The organism is Massilia sp. LjRoot122 (assembly GCF_964252725.1).
Taxonomy (GTDB): domain Bacteria; phylum Pseudomonadota; class Gammaproteobacteria; order Burkholderiales; family Burkholderiaceae_D; genus Telluria.
Genome location: NZ_CAXUPB020000001.1, coordinates 187,527 through 211,070, shown reverse-complemented (window position 1 = coordinate 211,070; position 23,544 = coordinate 187,527). Strand labels below are relative to the sequence as shown.

General features: G+C 65.1%; 20 protein-coding genes. 11 read left to right on the top strand and 9 right to left on the bottom strand.

Going from position 1 to position 23,544, the window contains the following annotated elements; translation table 11 throughout:
- Nucleotides 1-48 precede the first annotated feature (48 nt).
- Together ACSQ25_RS00935 and ACSQ25_RS00930 are read right to left on the bottom strand one after the other, a co-directional pair.
- Nucleotides 49-1,662, bottom strand: coding sequence for an OmpA family protein (locus ACSQ25_RS00935; RefSeq protein WP_436103853.1), 1,614 nt, complete (start codon nucleotides 1,660-1,662; stop codon nucleotides 49-51).
- Between the two features lie 367 nt (nucleotides 1,663-2,029).
- Nucleotides 2,030-3,796, bottom strand: a complete 1,767-nt coding sequence (locus ACSQ25_RS00930) for an ABC transporter ATP-binding protein (protein ID WP_436103852.1) — start codon at nucleotides 3,794-3,796, stop codon at nucleotides 2,030-2,032.
- Between the two features lie 154 nt (nucleotides 3,797-3,950).
- Here ACSQ25_RS00930 and ACSQ25_RS00925 point away from each other — a divergent pair, with 154 nt between their 5' ends.
- Genes ACSQ25_RS00925 through mnhG form a run of 6 tightly spaced genes read left to right on the top strand, consistent with a single transcriptional unit; the run spans nucleotide 3,951 to nucleotide 10,016 of the window.
- Nucleotides 3,951-6,875, top strand: a complete 2,925-nt coding sequence (locus tag ACSQ25_RS00925) for a monovalent cation/H+ antiporter subunit A (protein ID WP_436103851.1) — start codon at nucleotides 3,951-3,953, stop codon at nucleotides 6,873-6,875.
- Nucleotides 6,875-7,219 (top strand): Na+/H+ antiporter subunit C, encoded by a 345-nt coding sequence (locus ACSQ25_RS00920; protein ID WP_436103850.1) that lies wholly within the window; start codon nucleotides 6,875-6,877, stop codon nucleotides 7,217-7,219. Before ACSQ25_RS00925 ends, ACSQ25_RS00920 begins: the two co-directional genes overlap by 1 nt.
- Nucleotides 7,216-8,829: a monovalent cation/H+ antiporter subunit D gene (locus ACSQ25_RS00915; RefSeq protein WP_436103849.1), complete on the top strand. Its 1,614-nt coding sequence runs from the start codon at nucleotides 7,216-7,218 to the stop codon at nucleotides 8,827-8,829. Before ACSQ25_RS00920 ends, ACSQ25_RS00915 begins: the two co-directional genes overlap by 4 nt.
- Nucleotides 8,826-9,344, top strand: coding sequence for a Na+/H+ antiporter subunit E (locus ACSQ25_RS00910; protein WP_436103848.1), 519 nt, complete (start codon nucleotides 8,826-8,828; stop codon nucleotides 9,342-9,344). The genes ACSQ25_RS00915 and ACSQ25_RS00910 overlap by 4 nt, the downstream gene beginning before the upstream one ends.
- Complete coding sequence (locus tag ACSQ25_RS00905; protein ID WP_436103847.1) at nucleotides 9,328-9,606, top strand: K+/H+ antiporter subunit F; 279 nt, start codon at nucleotides 9,328-9,330, stop codon at nucleotides 9,604-9,606. The genes ACSQ25_RS00910 and ACSQ25_RS00905 overlap by 17 nt, the downstream gene beginning before the upstream one ends.
- Nucleotides 9,603-10,016 (top strand): monovalent cation/H(+) antiporter subunit G, encoded by a 414-nt coding sequence (mnhG, locus tag ACSQ25_RS00900; protein WP_436103846.1) that lies wholly within the window; start codon nucleotides 9,603-9,605, stop codon nucleotides 10,014-10,016. The genes ACSQ25_RS00905 and mnhG overlap by 4 nt, the downstream gene beginning before the upstream one ends.
- 3 nt (nucleotides 10,017-10,019) lie before the next feature.
- On the opposite strand, the gene ACSQ25_RS00895 is transcribed toward mnhG, so the two are convergent.
- The 3 genes from ACSQ25_RS00895 to ACSQ25_RS00885 form a co-directional block, all read right to left on the bottom strand.
- Nucleotides 10,020-11,309, bottom strand: coding sequence for a type II toxin-antitoxin system HipA family toxin (locus ACSQ25_RS00895; RefSeq protein WP_436103845.1), 1,290 nt, complete (start codon nucleotides 11,307-11,309; stop codon nucleotides 10,020-10,022).
- Nucleotides 11,310-11,311: 2 nt separating this feature from the next.
- Nucleotides 11,312-11,560, bottom strand: coding sequence for a type II toxin-antitoxin system Y4mF family antitoxin (locus tag ACSQ25_RS00890; protein ID WP_436103844.1), 249 nt, complete (start codon nucleotides 11,558-11,560; stop codon nucleotides 11,312-11,314).
- Between the two features lie 150 nt (nucleotides 11,561-11,710).
- Nucleotides 11,711-12,658 (bottom strand): LysR family transcriptional regulator, encoded by a 948-nt coding sequence (locus ACSQ25_RS00885; RefSeq protein ID WP_436103843.1) that lies wholly within the window; start codon nucleotides 12,656-12,658, stop codon nucleotides 11,711-11,713.
- A gap of 105 nt (nucleotides 12,659-12,763) precedes the next feature.
- Here ACSQ25_RS00885 and ACSQ25_RS00880 point away from each other — a divergent pair, with 105 nt between their 5' ends.
- Nucleotides 12,764-13,507, top strand: a complete 744-nt coding sequence (locus tag ACSQ25_RS00880; protein WP_436103842.1) for an SDR family oxidoreductase — start codon at nucleotides 12,764-12,766, stop codon at nucleotides 13,505-13,507.
- A 77-nt stretch (nucleotides 13,508-13,584) separates the two neighbouring features.
- On the opposite strand, the gene ssb is transcribed toward ACSQ25_RS00880, so the two are convergent.
- Nucleotides 13,585-14,082 carry a single-stranded DNA-binding protein gene (gene ssb / locus ACSQ25_RS00875; RefSeq protein ID WP_436103841.1) on the bottom strand — a complete coding sequence of 166 codons (498 nt, stop codon included), beginning with the start codon at nucleotides 14,080-14,082 and terminating at the stop codon, nucleotides 13,585-13,587.
- 437 nt (nucleotides 14,083-14,519) lie between these two features.
- On the opposite strand from ssb, the gene uvrA reads away from it, so the two are divergent.
- On the top strand, nucleotides 14,520-17,369 hold the full coding sequence (gene uvrA / locus ACSQ25_RS00870) for an excinuclease ABC subunit UvrA (protein WP_436103840.1): 2,850 nt from the start codon (nucleotides 14,520-14,522) through the stop codon (nucleotides 17,367-17,369).
- 100 nt (nucleotides 17,370-17,469) lie between these two features.
- Entirely contained in the window at nucleotides 17,470-17,925 is a 456-nt protein-coding gene (locus tag ACSQ25_RS00865; protein ID WP_436103839.1) for a DUF2214 family protein, read from the top strand.
- On the opposite strand, the gene ACSQ25_RS00860 is transcribed toward ACSQ25_RS00865, so the two are convergent.
- Both ACSQ25_RS00860 and ACSQ25_RS00855 read right to left on the bottom strand, forming a co-directional pair.
- On the bottom strand, nucleotides 17,922-18,737 hold the full coding sequence (locus tag ACSQ25_RS00860) for a lipid-binding SYLF domain-containing protein (protein WP_436103838.1): 816 nt from the start codon (nucleotides 18,735-18,737) through the stop codon (nucleotides 17,922-17,924). The genes ACSQ25_RS00865 and ACSQ25_RS00860 overlap by 4 nt on opposite strands.
- A 171-nt stretch (nucleotides 18,738-18,908) precedes the next feature.
- Complete coding sequence (locus ACSQ25_RS00855) at nucleotides 18,909-20,771, bottom strand: phosphoenolpyruvate carboxykinase (GTP) (RefSeq protein ID WP_436103837.1); 1,863 nt, start codon at nucleotides 20,769-20,771, stop codon at nucleotides 18,909-18,911.
- A 340-nt stretch (nucleotides 20,772-21,111) separates the two neighbouring features.
- Here ACSQ25_RS00855 and ACSQ25_RS00850 point away from each other — a divergent pair, with 340 nt between their 5' ends.
- Nucleotides 21,112-22,104, top strand: coding sequence for a D-2-hydroxyacid dehydrogenase family protein (locus tag ACSQ25_RS00850; RefSeq protein ID WP_436103836.1), 993 nt, complete (start codon nucleotides 21,112-21,114; stop codon nucleotides 22,102-22,104).
- Here the strand turns inward: ACSQ25_RS00850 and ACSQ25_RS00845 are convergent.
- Nucleotides 22,101-22,865 (bottom strand): L-asparaginase, encoded by a 765-nt coding sequence (locus ACSQ25_RS00845; protein ID WP_436103835.1) that lies wholly within the window; start codon nucleotides 22,863-22,865, stop codon nucleotides 22,101-22,103. The two genes, ACSQ25_RS00850 and ACSQ25_RS00845, sit on opposite strands and share 4 nt — an antisense overlap.
- 137 nt (nucleotides 22,866-23,002) lie before the next feature.
- Here ACSQ25_RS00845 and ACSQ25_RS00840 point away from each other — a divergent pair, with 137 nt between their 5' ends.
- On the top strand, nucleotides 23,003-23,488 hold the full coding sequence (locus ACSQ25_RS00840) for an asparaginase domain-containing protein (RefSeq protein ID WP_436103834.1): 486 nt from the start codon (nucleotides 23,003-23,005) through the stop codon (nucleotides 23,486-23,488).
- Nucleotides 23,489-23,544: the final 56 nt, after the last annotated feature.

Here is a 23,544-nt window from a genome sequence, read left to right as displayed (position 1 = left end):
CCCATACCAGCGCGGGATATGTATGAAGGAAGTCGGAGAGCATGGCGTTTAATTGGCGATCACAGGTTTAAATGGGGAGACGTACAGTTGCTTGTCGTGGGCATACACGATGTTGCCGTCCTTGGCCGCTACACCGCCCTGGCGGCTGTAGAGGATGTCGATGCACTGCATGCCGGCCGCGCCGTTGGTGAAGATGCGGTACAGGATTCCGCCTTCGCCAAGATAGGTATTCACCTCCGGCCTCAGGGACACGTCCGGCTTCGGATTTCGGTTGCTCGCGGGGTCGTAACTCGCGTAGACCTTCAGTTCGGGGAACTGCGCCAGCGATGCTTCGCTTGCCAGTACCGCGACCTTGTTGATCACGACCTGGTGGCCATTGACACGCTGGGTCCACGTCTTGCCATACAGGCCAGGCACATGTTCATTTACCCTGTAGGTGGCGCCGTCCTTGAGTGCCTTGACCGCTCCGGAAACGCGGGGACGGTCTTGCGTGCATTCCGAAACGACCGGCGAGTCGCTGGCATAGGCGGTGCTGATCAAGCTGAACAGCGGGCGCTTTTGCTGGACTGCCCCGACGCCGGAGGCGGCAAGTTTCGTCTCCAGCAGCGGCGTGCCGCCGAAGTCGAGTGACTTGCCCACCACTTTCAGCGGAACGGCGTGGGCCATCGTGGCGGTGGCGGCGGTGATGGCAGGAGTACGATTGCCTGGGGGTACTGCCGGCGAAGTCCTGGCTGCTGCGGCCACCGGCTTGTCCGCTTGGGGGCGGGTGGTCGGCACCGCGCTGCGTCGTGCGGCCGGCCGCGGCGGAGTGGCCGCGGCGGGGCGTGCCGCCACACGCTGCGCGGTTTCCCTGGCCGGCACGGTGTCAGCGGGCGTACCGCGGTAATACTGGTAATTCGGGCGGCGGGCTTCGAGATACTTGCTGAAACTCTCTCCATTCGACAGTTCCACGATGTCGACCCGGCGATTCTGCAAACGGCCCGTTTCGCTATGATTGTCCGCCACCGGATAGACTTCGCCGGCCCCCTGGTAATACACCTGTTCACGCGGAATGCCGCGGCGCTCCAGATATTCGGCCACGGCGCGCGCACGGCGCTCCGACAAATCGGCATTCATGGCGGAAGAACCAGTATCGTCGGTATGGCCGACCAATAAGAGCTTGCGTCCGGCATTCGACGCTTGGGCGCCCCGGGTGGATTTTTCCAGGTTATAGACGTCCGCAATGGCCGAGAAATACTGTTCGGCGCGTCTCGTCAGCACCGCTGAATTACTTTCGAAATGTCCGCCTTGGGCGCTGCCATCCTGTAGCGAAACGATATGGCCGATCGCATTCTTCTTGATCGCATCGGCATTTCCCGCTCCATTCAATTCGGCGTCCGACACAACGGCGCCATTGCTGGCCACCGCTGCAAAACTCATCTGCAGATCGTACTGCCGCGCAACCTTGGCCAGTTCACAGCGCCGCTGATCAATGTCCGCCCCGATGAGGCCGCCTGCGGCAGAGCCGATGAGTGCTCCCGCCAGCACGGCGCCCTTGTCCTTGTTACCGAGCTTGGCCCCGATCAATGCACCAGCAAGCGCGCCGACGACCAAGCCCGTGTTACGGGCATTATTCGCGCATGGATCCGCGTTATTGAAGGTGTCGTTGAATGCCTGACCCATTCCCCCTTGGCCAGGCGCTGTCGCGCACCCGGTGATACTGATAGCGAGGGCCGCTACAGTTATTTTGGCTGGCACTTTTTTCATTGTTTAAGCAGTCAACTGGCTGAACTGCGATCTTGTTTCCGAATTTTAATGATAGTAGATACATATTCATCGGAGCAAGATTGTTGCACTGCGTTCAAGGCCAAAACAACAGAAAAAAGAAGATTACATCGCAGACTATCTGCCAGACCATAAATTCTCACGCATTATTTCAACGGCGTGAAATGCGACTCGGGTAAATTTTCAAAAATAAAATTATTGAAAGACGCTGACAAAGCCGCATTCATTTACTTATCGAAATCGCGAATTCGCGCATTTATTTACTTTAAATAATAGCGAAGCCGACCGGCACCGGCCGCTCCCCGATCTGCTGGCGCCACATCGCGTAGTACAGCCCCTTCTGCGCCACCAGCGCCTCGTGCGAACCGGTTTCGACGACGCGGCCCTTTTCCAGCACGTAGATGGTGTCCGCGTGCATCACGGTCGAGAGCCGGTGCGCGATCAGGATCGTGATCTGGCTGGCGCGCGCCGAGATGTCGCGCACGGTGTTGGTGATCTGCTCTTCCGTCAGCGAGTCCAGCGCCGACGTGGCTTCATCGAAGATCAGCAGGCGCGGCTCGCGCACCAGGGCGCGGGCGATCGACAGGCGCTGCTTCTCGCCGCCCGACAGCTTCATGCCGCGCTCGCCGATGACGGTGTCCAGCCCCTCGGGCGACCTGTTGACCAGACCGGCGCACGACGCCTGCTGCAGCGCCGCCATGATCTGCGCATCCGTCGCATCCGGCTTCACGAACAGCAGGTTGTCGCGGAGGGTGCCGGCGAACAGGTGGGTCTCCTGCGTGACGAAGCCGATCTGGCGGCGCGCCTCGTTGTAGCGCAGGTCTTCGGTCGAGATCTCGTTGTAGAACACCTTGCCGCGCGCCGGCGTGTACAGCCCCACCAGCAGCTTGACCAGGGTCGACTTGCCCGATCCGGACGGACCGACGAAGGCAACGGTCTGGCCCAGGGCCGCGCTGAACGAGATGTCCACCAGCGAATCCTCCAGCGCCCCCTTGTGGCGGAAGCCGACCTCGGCGAAGCGGATCTGCCCGAGCGGCCCGATCTCGACGAAGTCCTGCGGGCGGCGCTCGATCGGCTTGTCCATCAGCGTGCGGAAGTTCAGCAGCGAAGCCTCGACCTCGCGGTGCGCCAGGATGATGTTGCCCAGCTCCTGGAGCGGCGCGAAGATCGCCACCGAGATGAACTGCATCGCGATCAGCTCGCCGGTCGAGAGGACGTCGCGGAAAATCAGCCACAGCAGCGCGAACAGGATCGCCAGTTTCAACAGGCTCAGCGTGCTCCCCTGCAGGAAGGAGAGCAGCCGGATGCGCTTCACCTTCTCCATCTCGAGCGCGAAGATGCTGTCGGTCTGCGCCTTCAGGCGGCGGATCTCGGTAAAGGTCAGGCCCAGGCTCTTGATCAGTTCGATGTTGCGCAGCGACTCGGTGATGAAGCCGGAATTGCGGTTGGTCTCGCGCACGATCGAGCGCTGCTGGGTCTTGATCTCGCGGCTCAGCAGCCCGGTGAGCCCGCCCAGCACCAGCACCCCGACCAGGAAGACCGGCACCAGCAGCCAGTGCTTGGTGACCGCGTACCAGACCAGGAAGGAGACCCCGACCGTCGATGCAAACACCGTATTGATGAAGGTGTTGATGAAGCGCTCGCTGTCGGCGCGCACCTTCTGCAGCAGCGACAGGGTCTCGCCGCTGCGCAGGTCTTCGAATTCCTGGTACTTCAGGCGCAGCACCTGGCGCAGGCCGTCGTTGAAGATCGCCACGCCCAGCTTCTGCACCACCAGCCGCGTCACGTATTCCTGCAGCGCCTTGGCCAGGCGCGCCAGCAGGGCCACCAGCACCGCCAGGCCGAGCAGGCGCAGCACGCCCGCCACCAGTTCCTCATCGGTCTTGCCGCCGCGGTGGAGGGCATAGTCGTCGATGATCTTGCCGAAGATGATGGGGTCGACCAGGTTCAGTACCTGAGCGAGGCCGGCCAGCAGCAGGGCCAGTGCGGCCAGGCGCCAGTGCGGACGCAGGTAGCTCCAGAGGATGTGCATCCTGGCATGTTACCAATGCACGGGGCCAACGCGCGCACGGCCTGTCGCCGGGTGTTGCCTTGCCGACTGCCAAATATTCCCAAGGAAACGCGTTGCCGCGCTTTATTTAAAAACAGTACAGTTGACGCATTTGCCATTGCTTCAGCATGGAGACGTGATGCTGCTGGTCCTGCTCCTGCTCCCCTTCGCCGCCGCTTTTGTTGCAGCCTGCATGCCCGGCGACTCGCGCGACCGTCCCGCCGCGGTCGCCGGCATCGCCACCCTGGCAGCCCTGGCGCTGGCCGTCTCCCGTTTCGACCTCATCGCAGGCGGCGCCGTGCCGCAGGAACACTATGCCTGGCTGCCTGCTTTCGGGCTCGACATCGTGCTGCGCATGGACGGCCTGGCCTGGGTCTTCGCCATCATGGTGCTCGGCATCGGGGTGCTGGTGCTGCTGTATGCCCGCTATTACATGTCGCGGCGCGATCCGGTGCCCCGTTTCTATGCCTACATGATGGCCTTCATGGGCGCGATGCTCGGCGTGGTCCTGTCGGGGAACCTGATCCAGCTGGTCGTGTTCTGGGAGCTGACCAGCGTTACCTCCTTCCTCCTGATCGGCTACTGGCAGGAGCGCAATGACGCCCGACGCGGCGCCCGCATGGCCTTCACGGTCACCACCATCGGCGGCCTGTGCCTGCTGGCCGGGGTCCTGCTGCTCGGCCACATCGCGGGCAGCTACGCGCTGCAGGACGTGCTGGCGGCCGGCAACCGGATCCGCGCCCACGACTGGTATGTGCCGGCCCTGGTGCTGGTGCTGCTGGGAGCCCTGACCAAGAGCGCGCAGTTCCCCTTCCACTTCTGGCTGCCGCATGCGATGGCGGCGCCGACGCCGGTCTCCGCCTTCCTGCACTCGGCCACGATGGTCAAGGCCGGCGTGTTCCTCCTGATCCGCCTATGGCCGGCGCTGGCCGGCACCGAGGAGTGGACCTGGATCCTCGGCGCCGCCGGCGTCTGCACCCTGCTGCTGGGGTCCTTCTTTGCGATCTTCCAGTACGACATGAAGGGCCTGCTGGCCTATTCGACCATCAGCCACCTCGGGCTGATCACCGTCCTGCTGAGCATCGGGACGCCGCTGTCGGTGGTGGCCGCGATCTTCCACACCATGAACCACGCGGTGTTCAAGGCCTCGCTGTTCATGGCGGTCGGCATCGTCGACCACGAGAGCGGCACCCGCGACATGCGCCAGCTGCGCGGCCTGAAGCGCGCCATGCCGCACACCGCGGCCCTGGCCATCGTGGCCACCGCGGCCATGGCGGGGGTACCGCTGATGAACGGCTTCCTGTCGAAGGAGATGTTTTTTGCCGAGACCATGGTGGTGGGCGGCAGCGAGAACTGGTGGATGTCGGTGGCGGCCGGCATGATGGGGCTGTTCAGCGTGATCTACTCGCTGCGCTTCATCAGCGTCTTCTTCGGGCCGCTGGCGCACGACCTGCCGGACGAACCGCACGAGCCGCCGCGCTGGATGCGGGTACCGATCGAGTGCCTGGTCCTGCTGTGCATCGCGGTGGGCGTGATGCCCGAGCGCGTGGTGGGCGACGTGCTGGCGGTGGCCGCGCACTCGGTTCTCGGCCCCACCATGCCCGAATACAGCCTGGCGATCTGGCACGGAGTCAACCTGCCGCTCCTGATGAGCATGATCGCGCTGGCGGGCGGCCTGGTCGGCTACCTGGTGCTGCGCAACTGGTTCGAGCTGGCGCAGCGCGACCGGGTGCCGGTGCTGCACCGCCTGAAAGGCGCCCAGCTCTACGAGAACGTGCTGGTCGGCCTGTCGCAGGGCGCGGCCTGGCTGCTGCGCCTGGCCGGCACCCAGCGGCTGCAGCCGCAGCTGCTGGTGCTCATGGCGGCGATGGTGGTCGTGCCGCTGCTGCTCGCCGGGCCGGTCATCGATATCACGATGCCGCAGCCGGCCGGCGCCGATCCCCTGTTTGCCTTGCTGTGGCTGATCGGCGCGGGCTGCGCCGTGGCCGCGGCCTGGAAGGCCAAGTACCACCGGCTGGCGGCCCTGGCCCTGGTCGGCGGCACCGGGCTGGCCACCAGCGCCACCTTCCTGTGGCTGTCGGCGCCGGACCTGGCCCTGACCCAGCTGATGGTCGAGACGGTGACCACGGTCCTGATCCTGCTCGGCCTGCGCTGGCTGCCGCCGCGCTTCCGCCCCGCCTACCTGGCGGCGCGCGTCCCGCCGAGCGCCTGGCTGCGCCGCTCGCGCGACGCACTGATTGCGGCTGCCGGCGGCCTGGGACTGGCGGCGGCGAGCTATGCGGTCCTGACTTCCCCGCAGGCGGGCGGCACCAGCATCCGCGACTTCTTCGTGCTGCGCGCCCTGCCCGAAGGTGGCGGCGCCAACGTCGTCAACGTGCTGCTGGTGGACTTCCGCGGCTTCGACACGATGGGCGAGATCACCGTGCTGTCGGCGGTGGCACTCACTGTCTACGCCCTGCTGCGCCGCTTCCGCCCGGCGCCGGAGAGCATCGCCATCCCGGTGCAGCAGGCCAACGACGTCGACCCGGCGGTCGGCCAGAAGCCGGGCCAGCAGGCGCGCGACGGCTACCTGATGGTGCAGTCGGTCTACCTGCGCTTCCTGCTGCCGGTGATGGGCGTGGTCGCCGTGTACTTCTTCATGCGCGGCCACAACCTGCCGGGCGGCGGCTTCGTGGCGGGCCTGATCTTCGCCACCGCCCTCATCGTGCAGTACATGGTGGCCGGCACCGACTGGGTCGAATCGCACCTGCGCCTGCGGCCGCACCGCTGGATCGGCTGGGGCCTGGTCACCGCCTGCGGCACCGGCATCGGCGCCTGGCTGGCCGGCTATCCCTTCCTGACCAGCCACACCGCCCACCTCACGCTGCCGCTGCTCGGCGAGCTGCACCTGCCCTCGGCCTTCGTGTTCGACCTGGGCGTGTTCCTGGTGGTCGTCGGCACCACCATGCTGATCCTGGTGGCGCTCGCCCACCAGTCGCTGCGCAGCCGGCGCACGCCGCTGGCCGGCAAACCCAGCGCCGCCGCGCTGGCGGCGATCCCGCCCACCAAGGAGATCGGCTGATGGAGATCGTGCTGGCACTCGCGATCGGCATCGTGTTCGGCTCCGGCATCTGGCTGGTGCTGCGTCCGCGCAGCTTCCAGGTGCTGATCGGCCTGATGCTGATGTCCTACGCCGTCAACCTGTTCATCTTCGCCATGGGCCGCCTCAGCGTGGACCGGCCGCCGCTGACGCCGGCCGGCACGGCGCCCGACCCTGCCGCGCTGGCCGATCCGGTGCCGCAGGCACTGGTGCTCACCGCCATCGTGATCGGCTTCGCCACCACCGCGCTCTACCTGGTGGTGATGATCGGCGCGCGCGGCCTGACCGGCACCGACCACGTGGATGGGGAGGAACCAGAGGCATGACGCTGGACTGGATGCACCACCTCGTGATCGTCCCGGTGCTGCTGCCGCTGCTGTGCGGCGCCCTGCTCGCGCCGCTGACCGAAGGCCGCCACCGCCTGAAGTTCGCGGCCGGCTATGCCTCGGTGCTGGGCCTGCTCGCGAATGCGCTGGCGCTGGTGCTGCTCACGGATGGCGCATGGGCCGGTGGCGTGCGGGCCTATTTCGCCGCCAACTGGGCCGCGCCTTTCGGCATCTCCCTGGTGGCCGACCGCCTGTCGGCCATGATGCTGGTGCTCACCGCGGTGCTGGCCCTGGCCGCCCTGCATTACGCGCAGCCGCGCTGGGGCCGGATCGGCGTGCACTTCCATTCGCTGTTCCAGTTCCTGCTCATGGGGATCAACGGCGCCTTCCTGACCCACGACCTGTTCAACCTGTTCGTGTTCTTCGAGGTGATGCTGGCCGCCTCCTACGGCCTGGTCCTGCACGGCTACAACGTGGCGCGCCTGCGCGCCAGCATGCAGTACATCGCGGTCAACCTGGCCGCCGCCCTGCTGTTCCTGATCGGCGTCGCATTGATCTACGCCACCACCGGCACGCTCAACATGGCCGACCTGGCGCAGCGGGTCGGGACGCTGCCGCCGCAGGCCGCCGGCCTGCTCAAGGCGGGCGTGGCGGTGCTGGCGCTGGCCTTCCTGGTCAAGGGCGCCATGTGGCCGCTCGGCTTCTGGCTGCCGACCACCTATGCCGCGGCCTCGCCGCCGGTGGCCGCGATGCTGGTCCTGATGACCAAGGTCGGCGCCTACGTCATCCTGCGCATCTGGCTGCTGGTGTTCCCGGAAGGGAGCTCCGAGACGGCGCGCTTCGGCTACGACGCCCTGCTGTGGGGCGGGATGGCGACCATCGTGTTCGGCGCGGCCGGCATGCTGGCCACCGACAGCGCCGGGCGCCTGGCCGGCTATGCGGCGATCGTCTCCTCCGGCACGCTGCTGGCCGTGACCGGCTATGGCCAGCAGCCCCTCGTGACCGCCGGGCTGTACTACTTCGTCGCCTCCACGGTGGCGATTGCCGCCTTCGTGCTCCTGATCGAACTGGTCGACCGCATCCGCACGCCGGGCGCCGCGATGCTGGCGCTGACGATGGAGGTCTATGCCGTCGAGGACACGCCGGCCGAACCGAAGGGCCGCGGCGTGCCGGCCGCGATGGCCTTCCTGTCGCTGGCCTTCACCGCCTGCGCCCTGATGATCGCCGGCCTGCCGCCGCTGTCGGGCTTCGTCGCCAAATTCGGCATGTTCCATGCGCTGATCAACCCCGGGCCGGGCCTGCCCCCGATCGGCGCCGGCGGCTGGACCCTGATGGCGCTGGTGATCGTGTCCGGCCTGGTCGCCATCGTTTCGCTGATGCGCTTCGGCGTGCGCACCTTCTGGGCCGCGGAGACCCTCGGCCCGCCGCGCCTGCACGCTGCGGAAGCGCTGCCGGTGGCAGGGCTGCTGCTGGTGTCGGTGCTGCTGACGGTGCAGGCGCAGCCGGTCTACGACTACCTGGCGCGCGCCAGCGGCGATCTGCACCGTCCCGCCCTGTACATCGACCAGGTGCTGGGCACGCCGCCCGTACCCGGACCGGAGGCACCATGACGCCCTGGCTGCCCTTCCCCATCGTGTCGCTGTCCCTGTGTGCGCTGTGGCTGCTGCTGAACCAGACGCTCGACCCGGCCAACCTGCTGTTCGGCGCGGCGCTGGGCATCGCGGTGCCGCTGCTGACGCGCCGGCTGCAGCCCTTCGGCTATCCGCGCCTGCGCGCGCCGCTGACCATCCTGCGCCTGATCGGCATGGCCTCGGTCGAGATCATCCGCTCGAGCTTCAACGTGTGCCGCATCATCCTGTTCCGCGACCATGCAAGCGTGAATGCGCAGTTCATCCGCGTGCCGCTGACGCTGCGCGACCCCTACGGCCTGGCGATGCTGTCCTGCCTGATCAACATGACGCCGGGGACGGTGTGGGTGGAGATCTTCCCGGAGCAGCACGAGCTGTCGCTGCACGTGTTCGACCTGCACGACCGCCAGTGGTGGGTCGATACCATCAAGGGCCGTTACGAGCGGCCCCTCATCAAGATCTTCGAATCGGAGGATGACCATGCAAACCCTTCTTGAACTGGCGATCGGCTACGCGATGGTGTGCGTGCTGGTGGCGATGGGCTTCTGCGCGCTGCGCCTGCTGATCGGACCCTCGGGACACGACCGGGTGCTGGCGCTGGACACGCTGTGGATGTGCGGTATTTTGCTGGCCCTGGTGCTGGGCATCCGCTTCGGCACCCAGGTGTATTTCGAGGTGGCGATCCTGATCGCGCTGGTGGGCTTCGTGTCGACGGTGGCGATGGCGAAGTTCCTGATGCGTGGGGAGATTATCGAATGAACAGCGGAATGAGCGGCATCGAACACATCCCCGCCTGGGCGGCGTTGCCGGTGGCCCTGCTGCTGGTACTGGGCGCCAGCATCGTCCTGATCGGCGCGCTCGGCCTGCTGCGCCTGCCCACCTTCTACCAGCGCATCCACGGCCCGGCCGTCACCGTCACGCTCGGTGCCGGCTGCCTGCTGCTGGCCTCGATGCTCTACTTCACGGCGGCGCAGTCGCGGCCCGTGATCCACGAAGTCATCATCTCGGTGTTCATCCTGCTGACGGCCCCGGTGGTGTCGATGACGATCATGCGCGCCGCCGTGTACCGCGACCTGCGGGCGCGCAGGCTTGATGCCGGGGCAACGGCAGGGGATGTCTATGCGATCGCCGACAGTCCGAAGCCGCGCCGGCCCGGTGAGCCCGACTGAGGATCACGCGCCGACGATCCGCTGTCGCATCCTGCGCGTGATGGAGGCCACCTTGTCGACGATACGCTCCGCCAGTACACGCTGGCCGGCGTCCAGCGAGGGCATGACATCGGCCGCCGCAGCCGGGACCGCGACGTCGACCGCAAGGGCCATCTCTCTTGCGAGTTTCAGGAGGTACTTCGACCCAATTCCGAGGGTGTTAGCCAATACAAGGAAATGTTCCTGCGTCATCTTTCCTGGATCGGTTTCGCCGCCAATCGACAAGGCGAAGTGCGTTCCAAGGCCGGTGTAGGCCCGCGTGCACATCAGGTCATAGAAGGGCGCAAGCCGCATGCCGCGTCCTGCCGCGATCATGGACAGGTTCTTGGCGTGCGAATCGTTATTTCCCGTATAAAGATTGAAGAACAGCCAGCGTAGCAGGTGACGCTGGTCCACGCCGGGCTGGGTGGACTGCTTCAGGAGTGCGAAACATTCCGGAAAGCCGGGTCCGCCGTCGTGTTCGTATTTGACGTCGGACGGCTTGCCGAGCAATTGGCAAAAATCCGCCTGCCAAAGCCTCCGCAGCGCATGGTCTTCCCCGGGCTGCCGGTCATAGCGCTCCACCAGGCATGCCCGGGTCTCTGGCTGGTAGCTCACTGCCGCCGTCGGCAGGCCGCAGCGTCGTGCGGCGAGCATCATGATGGTTTCGTTCGCAGCCGATGCGAAGACCTTGATGTCGGAGCGGACGATATCGGGCTTGAGGATATGGGTCGACGGCGAACTTCCCATTGGGCGGCATGGCGTTCCGTCATCGTCGATATACAGCAGGATCTTGTGCTGCGCACCCGAGATCGACATACGGGGTTCCGGCATGCCTTTCGCAGCCTTGTCGATGGCCTTGCGTTCGGCCGTTCCCGCCCCCCGGTGAACCAGGGCATCCACCTGTTCCCAGTCCAGGCGCTGGTAGATCGGCCGCTGCGGCTCCTCTCCTTCCGGCAGCAGGACGACCGAACCGGCACATTCTCCCCCGATGCGGGACAACAGGCCAAATACGGTCGAGACCTGCTCCCTCATCATGACGAGCGTGCGCTGGTCTCCTTCCGGAAGCAGGTTTTCGAAGAATGCGTTGACGAATTCGGAGTCGAGCGCTTCGGGGCCCCGGGGCAATGCAGGATGCAGGGCTTGCGCATCGGGCTTGTCCAGCCAGGTGGAGCTGTAGCGGAAGCTCAGTGGGTCTGTCGGATACAGGCTGCCGATCAGGCCATCCGGCCCGAATACCGCCAAGGCCGGTGGTAATGGCTTGTGCTTTGCCATGATCAGGCTTTCCGGATGACCAGTTCCAGCCCAAGCAAACCGAGCACGTCGATCACTTTTTGCATCTGAACAGTTTCCTTGCCATGTTCAAGGTCGATGATGAAGCGATTGCCGAACCCGGCCAGCCCCGATACATCCTGCTGGGTCATGCCCTGGCCCTTCCGCACCTCACGGACTGCGATCCCGAGTTCGTGTACGGAAGTGATGGCCTTTTCGTTCCAGGCGCTTGGAGAAACAGCTGTCTTTTCCATGGTGGTTTCTGATATGCGCGATCGGTAAGATTATAGTCCTAAAAAGCTTGATCAGAACAGAAACTGATAGATCGGTAATTTTTTGGCCAAGCTGCGCCTGATCGGAACAATACATACCGATCGGTAAGCCAGGGGCCATCGGGGGAATTGTCAGGCGCTCCAGCTCCCCGCCTGGCCGGAAAAACGCCGGGCGATCCCGCGTGCCCTGAACTGTTCGACGACATACTCGACGAAGACCCGGACCTTGGCCGGCACCAGCTTGCGGCTCGCGTAATAGATGAACAGTGGCCGGGTGTTCGCATGCCAGCGCGGCAGGATGCGCACCAGTTCCCCGCTCTCGAGCAGGGGCAGCGCATGCGGCAGCGGCAGCAGCGCGATGCCCAGTCCGCAGGCAGCGGCGCGCGCCATCGCTTCCGGATCGTCGAACACGGCGGCCGGGCGGATCTCGGCCACCACCTGCTCGCCGCTGTCGCTGTGCAGTTCCCAGCTGACCAGGCGCCGCGACACGATCGAACGGCGCAACAGGCCGCGGTGCGAGGCCAGTGCGGACGGCGTGTCGGGCGTGCCATGGCGTTCGAGATAGGCGGGCGAAGCCACCGGCACGATCCGCACCTGTGACAGTTCGCGCGCGACCAGGCCCTCGGTCAGTTCGATGCCGCCGCCGATGGCGACGTCGAAGCCTTCCGCCACCAGGTCGACCTGGCGGTTGTCGAACCAGATGTCGGGGACGATATCCGGGTACTGCGCCAGGAAGTCCTCGAGCAGCGGCACGAAGTACAGGCGCCCGACCGCCGGGGCCATCGATATCTTGAGGTTTCCCGCCGGTTTGCCGGCTCCCTGGCGCAGCTCGCCGAAGGCATCGCCGATGTCGCGCCAGGGCAGGCCCACCTGGCGGTAGAGCAGCTCCCCTTCGGCCGTCAGGCCCAGGCTGCGCGTGCTGCGCTGGAACAGGCGTACGCCCAATCCGGCCTCGAGGCGGGCCACGCTCTTGCTGACGGCGGCCGGGGTGACGCCGAGCCGGCGCGCCGCCGCCGAGAAGCCGGCTTCCTCGACCGAGGCGATGAAGGCGTCGAGATGGATGGCAAGTTCATTCTGCATGAAGACTTTATATCATGGGTTGAAACTGAAATGCCTGAGCTATGACTACCGGTATCAATCTACTGCGCCGATACTTGGTCCCATCCACTTACGAAAGGGACCACCATGAACACCAGGCTCGAAGGAAAAGTAGCATTCGTCAGCGGCGGCTCGCGCGGCATCGGCGCGGCGATCGCACAGCGTCTTGCCCGCGAAGGCGCGCAGGTCGTGATCGGCTACGGGGCGTCGAGCGCCGCAGCGCTGGCGCTGGCCGACAGCATCAAGGACAGCGGCGGCAAGGCCGTCGCCGTGCAAGCCGACGCCGCGAATCCCGCGGCACTGACCCAGGCGATCGACGCTGCGGCGGACCGCTTCGGCCGCCTCGACATCCTGGTCAACAATGCCGGCGTCCTGCTGCTCGGGCCGCTCGATGAATTCACGCTCGAGGATTTCGACCGCACCCTGGCGGTCAACGTGCGCGCCGTCTTCGTCGCGGCGAAAGCGGCGGCGGCGCACATGCGCGACGGCGGCCGGATCATCAACATCAGCAGTACCAACGCCTTGCGCATGCCGTTCACCGGCGGCGCCGCCTACGCGATGAGCAAGTCGGCCCTGACCGGACTGGCCAAGGGACTGGCGCGCGACCTGGGCCCGCGCAACATCACGGTCAACAACGTCCAGCCCGGCCCGGTCGATACCGACATGAATCCTGCCGAAGGCGAGTTCGCCACTTTCCTGCATGGCTTGATGGCCGTACCGCGCCACGGGCACGCCGACGAGATCGCGGGCATGGTGGCCTACCTGGCGAGTCCGGAAGCGGCCTTCGTGACCGGGGCCGACCTGCTGATCGATGGCGGTTTCGCCGCCTGAGCCGGAGCGCCGCGCAATAAAAAAACGGATGGGCCTCGCGGCCCATCCGTTTTTAGCTGTGCTGAAACGCTGCGCGATCAGAACGGAATGTCGTCGTCCATGTCCGAGAAGTTCGGTGCCGGTTTCGGCTGCGGACGGGCTGCCGGTGCCGGTGGGGCCTGGCGCGGGGCCGGGCGCTGCTGCGGCTCGTAGCCGCCGCCGTCATCCATGCCACCCATGCCGGCGTCGCCGCCCATGCCCTGGCGGCCGCCCAGCATCTGCATGTTCTCGGCGATGATGTCGGTCGCGTAGCGCTCGATGCCGTCCTTGTCGGTGTACTTGCGGGTCTGCAGGCGGCCTTCGACGTAGACCGACGAGCCCTTCTTGAGGTACTGGCCCACGATCTCGGCCAGGCGGCCGAAGAACGAGATGCGGTGCCACTCGGTCAGCTCTTTCTGTTCGCCGGTGTTGCGGTCCTTCGACTTGTACGAGGTGGCGACCGCGATGTTCGCGATTGCGTCGCCGCTCGGCATGTAGCGGATTTCCGGATCGCGGCCCAGGTTGCCGACGATGATGACCTTGTTAACTGATGCCATGTTGATACTCCAGTAAATTTTGTAGAGCCCTGACTCTGCACGTGACTAAGCGTCAGGGAACGTGGTGCTGCAGCCGACTATTATGGGGCCGATGAGCAGCGAAAAAAAGGGATTTTTTACACGCCCGGCCAGCACACGATTGAGCCTGATTGACAAGCCCGCCGGGGGATTGTCCCGCCCTCCGGTAAAAATTCCCGGGTTTCTGAACGCTTTGCCATTGAAGAGAAGGGCGAGCGGCCCACATACGGACAATCCCCCGGCATGATCCGTTCCAGATTGCTATGGAAACGTATCCTGACGGCACAAAAGTGCTGGATGCATGTACAGCACTTCCAAAAACCAGCTACACTACTAGGTTCTCCCTGATTGGCCCGCTCACCGCGACCATTTATCGTGCGCCGGCCCTGCAAACTTACTGAAAGCCTGCAAAAAAACTAATGGAAGAAATTCGAATCCGCGGCGCGCGCACGCACAACCTCAAGAACATCAACCTCGACCTTCCGCGTAACAAGCTGATCGTCATCACCGGCCTCTCAGGTTCGGGCAAGTCCTCGCTCGCCTTCGACACCCTGTATGCCGAAGGCCAGCGCCGCTACGTCGAGTCGCTGTCGGCCTACGCGCGCCAGTTCCTGCAGCTGATGGAAAAGCCGGACGTCGACCTGATCGAAGGCCTGTCGCCGGCGATCTCGATCGAGCAGAAAGCCACCTCGCACAACCCGCGTTCGACCGTCGGCACCGTCACCGAGATCCACGACTACCTGCGCCTGCTGTACGCGCGCGTCGGCACGCCCTACTGCCCGGACCACCCGCAGGAGCCGCTTGCGGCCCAGACCGTGTCGCAGATGGTCGACAGCGTGCTGGCCATGCCGGAAGGCACCAAGCTGATGATCCTGGCGCCGGTCGTGGCCAACCGCAAGGGCGAGCACGGCGACCTGTTCCAGGCCATGCAGGCCCAGGGCTTCGTACGCTTCCGCGTCGCCAGCGGCGTCAACGCGGCCAAGATCTATGAGATCGACGAGCTGCCCAAGCTCAAGAAGACCGAAAAACACACCATCGATGTCGTGATCGACCGCGTCAAGGTCAATCCCGAGATCAAGCAGCGCCTGGCCGAAAGCTTCGAGACCGCGCTGCGCCTGGCCGATGGCCGCGCCGTGGCCTATGAGATGGACACCGAGAAGGAAACGGTGTTCTCGAACAAGTTCGCCTGTAACGTCTGCGGCTATTCGCTGCAGGAGCTCGAGCCGCGCCTGTTCTCCTTCAACAACCCGATGGGCGCCTGCCAGGAGTGCGACGGCCTCGGCCACATCGAGTTCTTCGATCCGAAGCGCATCGTCGCCTTCCCGCACCTGTCGCTGGCCTCCGGCGCCGTGAAGGGCTGGGACCGCCGCAACCAGTTCTACTACCAGATGCTGCAGAGCCTGGCGGCCCACTATGACTTCGACCTCGACAAGCCCTTCGAGACCCTGCCGAAGACGGCGCAGGAAGCCGTGCTGTTCGGCTCCGGCAAGACCTCGATCCCGTTCAGCTACGTCAACGAGCGTGGCCGCACCGTGATCCGCGAACACACCTTCGAAGGCGTGGTCAACAACCTGCAGCGGCGCTACCGCGAGACCGACTCGATGGCGGTCAAGGAAGAGCTGGCCAAGTTCATCAACGAGAAGAAGTGCCCGGCCTGCGAAGGCGCGCGCCTGCGCACCGAAGCGCGCTATGTGAAGATCGGCCAGGGCGCCCAGCAACGCGCCATCTATGAAGTGTCCGACAAGCCGCTGCGCGATACGCTGGACTTCTTCGAGACCCTGGAACTGACCGGCGCCAAGAAGGACATCGCCGAGCGCGTCATCAAGGAAATCACGGCCCGCCTGAAGTTCCTGAACAACGTCGGCCTCGATTACCTGTCGCTCGACCGCAGTGCCGACACCCTGTCCGGCGGCGAAGCCCAGCGCATCCGCCTGGCCTCGCAGATCGGCTCGGGCCTGACCGGCGTCATGTACGTGCTGGACGAACCTTCGATCGGCCTGCACCAGCGCGACAACGACCGCCTGATCGCGACCCTGAAGCACCTGCGCGACATCGGCAACAGCGTGCTGGTGGTGGAGCACGACGAGGACGCGATCCGTACCGCCGACTACATCGTCGACATGGGTCCGGGCGCCGGCGTGCATGGCGGCCAGATCATCGCCGAAGGCACGCTCGAGCAGATCATGAAGAACGAGCACTCGGTGACCGCCCAGTACCTGGACGGCCGCCGCAAGATCGCCGTGCCGAAAAAGCGCACCAAGGCCGACCCGGCGCGCCAGCTGGTGATTACCGGCGCCAGGGGCAACAACCTGAAGAACGTGTCGCTGACGCTGCCGGTGGGCCTGATGACCTGCATCGCCGGTGTCTCGGGCTCGGGCAAGTCGACCCTGATCAACGACACCCTGTATCCGGCCCTGTCGCGCCACCTGTATGGTTCGCAGACCGAACCTGCAGAGCACGATTCGATCCACGGCCTGGAACACTTCGACAAGGTGATCTCGGTCGACCAGGCGCCGATCGGCCGCACCCCGCGTTCGAATCCGGCGACCTACACCGGCCTGTTCACGCCGATCCGCGACCTGTTCGCGACGGTGCCGACCGCGAAGGAACGCGGCTACTCGGCGGGCCGCTTCTCGTTCAACGTGAAGGGCGGCCGCTGTGAAGCCTGCCAGGGTGACGGCGTGATCAAGGTCGAGATGCACTTCCTGCCGGACGTGTACGTTCCCTGCGACGTTTGCCACGGCAAGCGCTACAACCGCGAGACGCTCGAGGTGCAGTACAAGGGCAAGAACATCACCGAAGTGCTGGAGATGACGGTCGAGGACGCGCACGAGTTCTTCAAGCCGGTGCCGGTCATCGCGCGCAAGCTGCAGACCCTGCTGGACGTCGGCCTCGGCTACATCAAGCTGGGCCAGAGCGCGACCACGCTGTCGGGCGGCGAGGCGCAGCGCGTCAAGCTGTCGCTGGAACTGTCCAAGCGCGATACCGGACGTACCCTGTACATCCTGGATGAACCGACCACCGGCCTGCACTTCGCCGATATCGACCTGCTGCTGAAGGTGATCCACCGCCTGCGCGACCAGGGCAATACCCTGGCCATCATCGAGCACAACCTCGACGTGATCAAGACGGCCGACTGGATCGTCGACCTGGGTCCGGAAGGCGGCGCGGGCGGCGGCCAGATCGTCGCCAGCGGTACGCCGGAAGAGGTGGCGAAGAACAAGGCCAGCGTCACCGGCAAGTATCTGAAACCGCTGCTGAAGCAGTGATGCCGGAACGGTAACAAAGGGAAGAGGCTTCGGCCTCTTCTTTTTTTGCCGGTCGCAGCCGTGATACATTGGGCGCACCTCAACAGCCCAGTTCCGCATCATGAGCGACCTCGTGCTTGCCAGCCTCCACCACCTGATCGTGTTCGGTCTTGCGGCCGTGCTGGCCGCCGAGCTGGCCCTGATGCGGCCCGCCGCCATGTCGCCCGGCACGGTCAGGCTGCTGGGGCGCTTCGATGCCGCCTACGGCATGCTGTCGCTGGCCATCCTGGCCGTCGGCGGCGTCCGCGTCTGGCACGGCGCCAAGGGGGCCGACTTCTACCTGCAGAATCCCATGTTCTGGGCCAAGATCGCCGCCTTCGGCGCGGTCGGGCTGCTCTCGATCCGGCCGACCATGCGCATCGCGGCCTGGCAAAAAGCGCTCAAGGCCGATGCGGCCTTCGTGCCGCAGCAGGAGGACGTCGGCAAGCTGCGCCGCATCATGCTTGCCGAGGTCCACGTGTTCGCACTGATTCCCATCTTTGCGGCCGCAATGGCGCGCGGGGTCGGCTTCAGCTAGCGGTCGCGGCTGCGCTCGTTTTCCATCTTGTCGTTCCTGGCCTTGGTGCCCGAGCCGGTGGTGCCGGCCGCGCTGCTGCCCATGCTGGCCGCGCCCTTGCCGCTGGTGATGTTGGCCAGGGCCTGGCGCAAGGCATCGGCCTGCGGATTGCGGATCTTCCCGCTCAGGACATCGCGTGCCGCCACCTGGCGCCCGTAATAGGCTGCGGTTTCGTCTTCGTCGTAATCGACATCGGCCACGCTGACCGCCGCACCGCCGAACAGGCCTTCGGTATCGGACCACACGGTGATGTTGCCCCAGCCGGCCGATCCCACGCCCTGCTTCGACCAGTTCACCAGCGTCAGGCCGGCGTCGGCATTCAGGGCGAATTTATTGTTCTGCATGAAGCTGTTCATCGCCTTCTGGTCATTCAGGACGAAGGCGATGGCGCCGGCCTCCACGCCGGCCTGCAAGCCGGCGCTGACCCCGCCGAAGTTATAGAAGGCCGGGTTGCCCCAGCTGTTGCCGACTTTCACCAGCAGCACGCCGGCGCCGCCGCGCGCACCGACACCCAGGGCTGCCTGGCCGTAATCCGGCACGACGAACACGCCGCGCGCACGCTGCAGTTGCGCGCGCATGTCCGGTGTCGCCTGCATCTGGCCGATGACTTCGATGGCCTTGTTGATGTGCGTGGTCGCATCCCGCATCTCTTCCCTGTTGCGCTCTGTGCCCGGGGTCGCCGCCTGCCGCGCCGCCCCCACCTGGGCGGCGGCGCTTCCTGCCAGCAGTGCGGCAAGCAAAGCCGCAACGAGCTGCTTCATGGTCGCATTCATGGTCTCTCCTTTTTTGCATGGCGGTGGAAAACCAAAAGCCTAATCCGCACGCCGTTCGGGGAGCGCCAGTTTGAAACTGGAAAAAAGACCACGTGCAAGATGCAAACGGCCAATAAAAACAGGGGTGGCGCCAAGCGGCACCACCCCTGTCATCTCAGCAGTTCAGGTCGCTCAAGCAGCCAGCTGCTTCTCCAGCTTGGCCTTGGTATCCACCAGCTCTTGCGGCAGGTGGTAAGCCAGCTTTTCGAACAGCTCGCTGTGCAGCTTCAGCTCTTCGTTCCAGGCGGCCTTGTCGATCGAGGTGATCTGGGTGAACTGCTGCTCGGTGAAGTCGATGCCTTCCCAGTTCAGGTCGCCGTAGTTCGGCGAAGTGCCGAACAGGTGCTGCTGGCCGCCCTGGGCGCCGCCTTCGGCGCGGTCGAGGATCCACTTCAGCACGCGCATGTTGTCGCCGTAGCCCGGCCACACGAAGCCGCCGTCTTCGCCGGTGCGGAACCAGTTGACGCAGAAGATCTTCGGTACGCTGCCCTTGGCTTCGACTTTCTTGCCCAGGTCCAGCCAGTGCTGGAAGTAGTCGCTCATGTTGTAGCCGATGAAGGGCAGCATCGCGAACGGATCGCGGCGCACGATGCCCATCTGGCCGGCAGCGGCGGCGGTGGTTTCCGAGCCCATGGTGGCGGCCATGTACACGCCTTCCACCCAGTTATTGGCTTCGGTCACCAGCGGCACGGTGGTCGAGCGGCGGCCGCCGAAGATGAAGGCCGAGATCGGCACGCCGGCCGGGTCGTCCCAGGCGGCGTCGATGACCGGGTTCTGGGTCGCGGCGACGGTGAAGCGCGCGTTCGGGTGGGCGGCCTTGGTGCCCGATGCCGGGGTCCAGTCCTTGCCCTGCCAGTCGATCAAATGATCCGGCGCCTGCTTGCTCATGCCTTCCCACCACACGTCGCCGTCGTCGGTCAGCGCCACGTTGGTGAAGATGACGTTCTCGCGCAGCGAGGCCATGCAGTTCGGATTGGTCTTGTCATTGGTGCCCGGGGCCACGCCGAAGTAGCCGGCTTCCGGGTTGATGGCGTACAGCTTGCCGTCCTGGCCCGGCTTGATCCAGGCGATGTCGTCGCCGATGGTGGTCACCTTCCAGCCGTCGAAGGCTTTCGGCGGGATCAGCATAGCGAAGTTGGTCTTGCCGCAGGCCGAAGGGAAGGCGGCGGCCACGTATTTCTTCTCACCCTTGGGCGATTCGACGCCCAGGATCAGCATGTGCTCGGCCAGCCAGCCGGTGCCGCCCTGTTGGGCTTCCTGGTGGCCCATGTTCGAGGCGATGCGCAGTGCGAAGCATTTCTTGCCCAGCAGCGCGTTGCCGCCGTAGCCCGAACCGAAGGACCAGATCTCGCGGGTTTCCGGGTAGTGGACGATGTACTTGGTGCTGTTGCACGGCCATGGCACGTCCTTCTGGCCGGCGGCCAGCGGCATGCCGACGGTGTGCACGCAGGGCACGAAGTCGCCATCGGTACCGAGCACGTCGAACACGGCCTTGCCCATGCGCGTCATGATGCGCATGTTGACGGCGACATAAGGCGAGTCGGACAGTTCCACGCCGATGTGGGCGATCGGCGAACCCAGCGGGCCCATCGAGAACGGCACCACGTACAGGGTGCGGCCGGCCATGCAGCCGTCGAACAGGCCGTTCAGGGTGCGGCGCATCTCGGCCGGGTCCATCCAGTTGTTAGTCGGGCCAGCCTGCTCCTTGGTGGCCGAGCAGATATAGGTGCGGTCTTCGACGCGGGCGACGTCCGACGGGTCGGACCAGGCCAGGTAGGAATTCGGGCGCTTTGCCGGATTCAGCTTTTTCATGGTGCCGGCTTCGACCATCTGTGCGCACAGGCGGTCGTACTCTTCCTCGGAACCGTCGCACCAGTAGATGCTGTCAGGCTTCGTCAGGGCGGCGATGTCCGCGACCCAATTGATGAGCTGCTGGTGTTTGACGTGAGCGGGAACGTTCAAAGCGGCGACGCCGCCCATCACGGGCTGGTTCATAGATACCTCCAATGCCAATTAAGAATGCTGTCTGTTCCAGGCACGGCAGGATCGTCGTCTGGCCGTGCCTTAAAATGGCGTGTCGCTCCAGCGGAGCGCGGCGGTTTACGGCGGTCGTGTCGACGGTCTCTAGAGAGAGACCGGGAACGGTGCTGCCGGGTTCGATACGAGCGTGTCAAACCCTCAAGAATTGGCCGATTGTACACCCGGAAAACCCCGATTTACGCTCAGCTACTACAAAAAAGTAGCAGAAATGCCCGAGTAATGTAGTAGGCTATTCGGCAGCTTTTTGGAACCTGTTATTTCGCTACGCGACAAACGTTTATTGGAAGAAACTCTCATGCGAATAGCTGTTTTGGACGATTACCAGGACGCGGTGCGCGGCCTTTCCTGCTTCCGCCTGCTGGACGGGTACGAGGTCAAGGTCTTCAGTCATGCGGCGCGCGGACTGGGTCAGCTGGCGATCCGGCTGGCCCCTTACGACGCGGTCGTGCTGATCCGCGAGCGCACCGCCTTCCCGGCTGCGTTGCTGGCACGCCTGCCGAACCTGAAGCTGATCTCGCAGACCGGCAAGGTCAGCGGGCACATCGACGTCGCGGCGGCAACCGAACACGGCATCGCGATCGCCGAAGGCATCGGCTCGCCGGTGGCGCCGTCCGAACTCACCTGGGCCCTGATCATGGCGGCCAGCCGCAAGATCGTGCCGTATGCGAATAACCTGAAGGACGGCCTGTGGCAGACGGCCTCGACCAACCCAGTGCTGAATGGCCTGGGGCGCTCGCTGCGTGGGCGTACCTTGGCGATCTGGGGCTACGGCAAGATCGGCCAGCTGGTGGCCGGGTATGCGCGCGCCTTCGGCATGCGCGTGCTGGTCTGGGGAAGCGAGGGCAGCCGGCAGGCGGCCGTGGGCGATGGCTTCGAGGCGGCGGTGTCGCGCGAGGCGCTGTTCGCGCAGGCGGACGTGCTCACCGTACACCTGCGCCTTTCGGAGGCAACACGCGGCATCGTGAAGGCCGAGGATTTCGCGCGCATGAAGCCGGATGCCCTGTTCGTCAACACGAGCCGGGCCGAGCTGGTCGACGAAGGCGCGCTGGAGCAGGCCCTGCGCGCGGGGCGGCCGGGCTATGCGGCGCTGGACGTGTTCAGCAATGAACCCCTGCGTGGGGATTCGCCCTTGCTGCGCATCCCGACGGTACTGGCGACGCCGCACCTGGGCTACGTGGAGCAGGACAGCTACGAAATCTATTTCCAGACGGCCTTCGAGAACGTGCTGCGCTTCGCGGCGGGGCGGCCGGACAATATCCTGAATCCGGAAGCGCTGGGCAAGCGTTAACTTTCCTGCTTCAGCTCAGGCGTGCCGGTGAAACTGGGGCGCCGCACCGGCATCACGTGGGTGCCGGTCCACAGGCCGGCCCAGCCCGGCGGCCAGCCGATCGCCGGCCCGGCATAAGGCTGGAGCCCTGCGCGCACCGGCACCACCGGCACCGGCGGCGCCTCCACCAGCCCGCCACCGACCGGGCGCTCCATATTGAGGCTGTACATGTAGCCCGGCAGCAGCAGTTCGCACACCTGGTCGAACCAGGCCGTGTGGTCTTCGTCGCGGCCCAGCGCCTGCGCCAGCCCCTGGGGATCGAACTTCGCCAGCGCATGGATCAGCTCGTCCGTGCTGGCGCCCGGCGTATCGCCCCAGCCCATCACCGGATTATTGTTGTAGTCCGCGCCCGAGCCATACCAGCCTTCGCGCCAGGTGCGCTGCATCCAGTTGCGCGGGCCGGTGAACAGATGCCAGCGCCAGTGCAGTCCGGACGGCTTGGGCCAGGAGTACAGGTAGAGTTTCTGGTAGCCCGCCTTGTGCAGTGCGCGCACCACCTCCATCAGGCGCGCATGCGGCATGCGGTCCGGCGGCGTGCGGCGGAACAGGATCGGTTCGCCATCCGCGTGCTGCACCTCGTCGCTCGACAGGTTCAGGTCGAGCGTGCGCTGCTCGCTGCCGAAGCGCGCCGAGATCCAGCCGGTCAGCAGGTTGACGTGGGTGATCACGCCATAGCCTCGATGGCGGTGGAAGATGACGGTGCCTGGTGCGACGGCTTTCATGGGAGTAAGTGAAGAAGAGAAAGGAGATAGGAGAATGTACTCATCCGATCCGGACGATTCTAGCGCAGTAACACACGGATACATACCCATTTGCGGCTATCATTAGCCACCTTTTTTCTGCACGTGGACAAACCAACATGACTTTGCGAATCATCGCCACCGGTGGCACTTTCGACAAACACTATAATGAACTGAACGGCATCCTCGGCTTTGCCGACAGCCATCTGCCGGCGGTGATCGCGCGCTCGCGCATGACCGTTCCCGTCGAGCTGGAGGTGCTGCCGCTGCTCGACTCGCTCGACATGCAGGACCCCGACCGCCAGCGCGTGCTGGCTTCCTGCCAGGCCGCAAAAGAGAAAGCCATCGTCATCATCCACGGCACCGACACCATGCGCGAAACCGCGGCCGTCCTCGGTGCGGCAGACCTGGGCCAGACCATCGTGCTGACCGGCGCCATGATCCCCTACGAGATCGCAAATTCCGACGCCCTGTTCAACCTCGGCTTCGCCTGCGGCGTCGCCCAGACCCTGCCGGCCGGTGTCTACGTCGCCATGAACGGCCAGGTGTTCCCGTGGGATAACGTCACCAAGAACCGCGCCGCCGGCGTGTTCCAGCAGCTCTAATTCCTGCAGGCAGGCGCGCGCTACCCATGCGCGTGCCTGCCTATACTGCGCTCTCT